A 1,956-nucleotide genomic window follows, 5' to 3' on the forward strand; every position below is an offset into this window, starting at 1 on the left:
GGCGCTTCTCCGTCTCGGAAAGCGACTGTTTCGACGCCTCAATAGCCCGAGCTAGCTTATCCTTGCTGGGAGCTTTCAGTGAGATCAAGTCAGAAATTTCCGTATAATATTTATTCGTCGCATCCATATCCCAGACAATGGAGGAATGGAGACCATCCACACTCTGCTTCAAGCTAGTTAAGGCCTCACTGTTGATGACAGCTGTTGCGCTTTTCTCACCGACTGTTGATTCAAAGTCAGAAATCAGATTGTCAAACTCAGTATAAAGCAGATTAGAATAGTCCACATAACCCTGAAGGAGGGGAAGGTTGTAATAGTTCAACTCATGGTTAATCGCAGTCTTGACATCACCACGCAGCGCTTGACTCGATGCAAGACTCTGCGCAGTCGACTGTGCCTCAGCCAAATCAGCCTCGAAAGCTTGGGTCTGTTTATAGAGAAAATTCTTTAAACTTTCCAACTCGCTACGCTTGATTTTCATCGTCTAACTCCTCCTGTAATCGTAAATAAAAGTGGGAAGGAATAGCTGTTTTCATCAATATTTCCCGTAATTGATCCACATAGGAACTTTCTTTTTCAGATTCCGAATAACCCTGAGCGATAATTCGTTTGATCATGGTCTTATGAATCGCCATCGGTGGAAGCTCTGCTTGAAGACCAAGTGGCCAGAACTGTGCTAAATAATCCACATAAGCTCCGTCGAAAACGACTTTTCGCCCCATAATCATGACATAAAGGGGCTCATCGCCTAAAAGTGACGCTACTAGCTCTTGAGATAGCTGCTCCTTATCAATCTCAACCAATGTGCCCAAGGGAAGAATGTCACTATAAACCTTATCAACCCCATCTAAAAAATGGACAAATTCACTTTTAGCTAGCATAATATCTGTCTCATTCCGACAAATATACACTTCTTTCGGTAAAAAAGTCACTTCAATATCAGCGCCAATCCGCGGATGATAAATATAGTTTGGCTTTTTATCCAAAAAAGCTTTTACGATTGCGCCCAATACCTCTGGACGATTTTTTAAAATAAAAGCTATCTGATGTAAAAAATCTGTAGCGGGAAATGCCGTATTACCGTCACAATACTCTTTCCAAATTTGTTCTGCTGTCTTCATTTTAATCGAATCCCATCTTGAAATCCATCGGCTCCTGAACGATCATCCAACAACTTATTATCAGAAACCCTAAGCATATTAGAGGATTGAGAATTCACATAAGTTCGATATTTTATGACAGATGAATTTAAATTCTGAATGGCTTGATTAAAGTTCTTAAAAGGAGACAAATCTGTATAGGAAAAAGGAAGAGTAGATAGTGGACGAACAGAGGCAACATCCGAATGATAATGTCCGACCTGTCCAGCCCATTCTTCTGTTTGGACATATATTTCTGCTTGACCTGACATACTAGTCCTCCTCCCAATTCAAGCGATGATAGTATTCAATCTGGCTATTTAGACTATTAATTTTCTTCTGGCAATCTTCAATATTCCCATTATATTCTGATATTTTAAAGCGAATACTCTTACGATTCATTTCTGTATCTGTCAACCAAGTTGTAATCGCATCGGAAATTCCTGCTAACGTTTTATCAAAATCTTCCCGACGAGTTCCCTTGAAATCAGTTGTAGAGTGCTTATTCAAATCACTCGCAGAAGTCTTGTTTTTACTAACAACATCCATCTGACTCTGAATACGATCATTCGCAGATTCCAACCGTCTTATCTTATCCTCATAAGTACGTATATCCAAACGGATCCAACGAATTTGCGCATGACAATTCGCAATAGCACTATCGTATCGTCCCATACATAAACTCCTCCATTTTTTCTCTAATTATATCAAAAATTCTGATGTTTTACCATAAGGATTGGGAAAGCACCCTAAAAATAAAAGCAAGCCAAATGACTCGCTTTTACTCACTGATAAGTTTGATACGATAACCATCTCG

The 1,956-nt window shown here is 39.6% G+C and carries 4 protein-coding genes; all 4 read right to left on the bottom strand.

All coding sequences use genetic code 11. From position 1 onward, the window contains the following. On the bottom strand, positions 1-481 hold a 481-nt coding region (locus HMPREF2628_RS03240; RefSeq protein WP_257375274.1), incomplete at its 3' end, for a T7SS effector LXG polymorphic toxin. Further along, on the bottom strand, positions 465-1,121 hold the full coding sequence (locus HMPREF2628_RS03245) for a DUF4176 domain-containing protein (RefSeq protein WP_070842320.1): 657 nt from the start codon (positions 1,119-1,121) through the stop codon (positions 465-467). The genes HMPREF2628_RS03240 and HMPREF2628_RS03245, both read right to left, overlap by 17 nt. Next, positions 1,118-1,411 carry a penicillin-binding protein gene (locus HMPREF2628_RS03250; RefSeq protein WP_070842321.1) on the bottom strand — a complete coding sequence of 98 codons (294 nt, stop codon included), beginning with the start codon at positions 1,409-1,411 and terminating at the stop codon, positions 1,118-1,120. The genes HMPREF2628_RS03245 and HMPREF2628_RS03250 overlap by 4 nt, the downstream gene beginning before the upstream one ends. 1 nt (position 1,412) lies before the next feature. Then, complete coding sequence (locus HMPREF2628_RS03255; RefSeq protein WP_070842322.1) at positions 1,413-1,814, bottom strand: YwqH-like family protein; 402 nt, start codon at positions 1,812-1,814, stop codon at positions 1,413-1,415. Positions 1,815-1,956: the final 142 nt, after the last annotated feature.

This window comes from Streptococcus sp. HMSC063B03 (genome assembly GCF_001836965.1).
In the GTDB taxonomy this organism is placed as follows: Bacteria; Bacillota; Bacilli; order Lactobacillales; family Streptococcaceae; genus Streptococcus; species Streptococcus pneumoniae_F.

Excerpts from the sequence above, each read along its gene's own strand:
- HMPREF2628_RS03245 (WP_070842320.1), bottom strand. The coding sequence starts at position 1,121 with ATGAAGACAGCAGAACAAATTTGGAAAGAGTATTGTGACGGTAATACG.
- HMPREF2628_RS03250 (WP_070842321.1), bottom strand. The coding sequence starts at position 1,411 with ATGTCAGGTCAAGCAGAAATATATGTCCAAACAGAAGAATGGGCTGGA.
- HMPREF2628_RS03255 (WP_070842322.1), bottom strand. The coding sequence starts at position 1,814 with ATGGGACGATACGATAGTGCTATTGCGAATTGTCATGCGCAAATTCGT.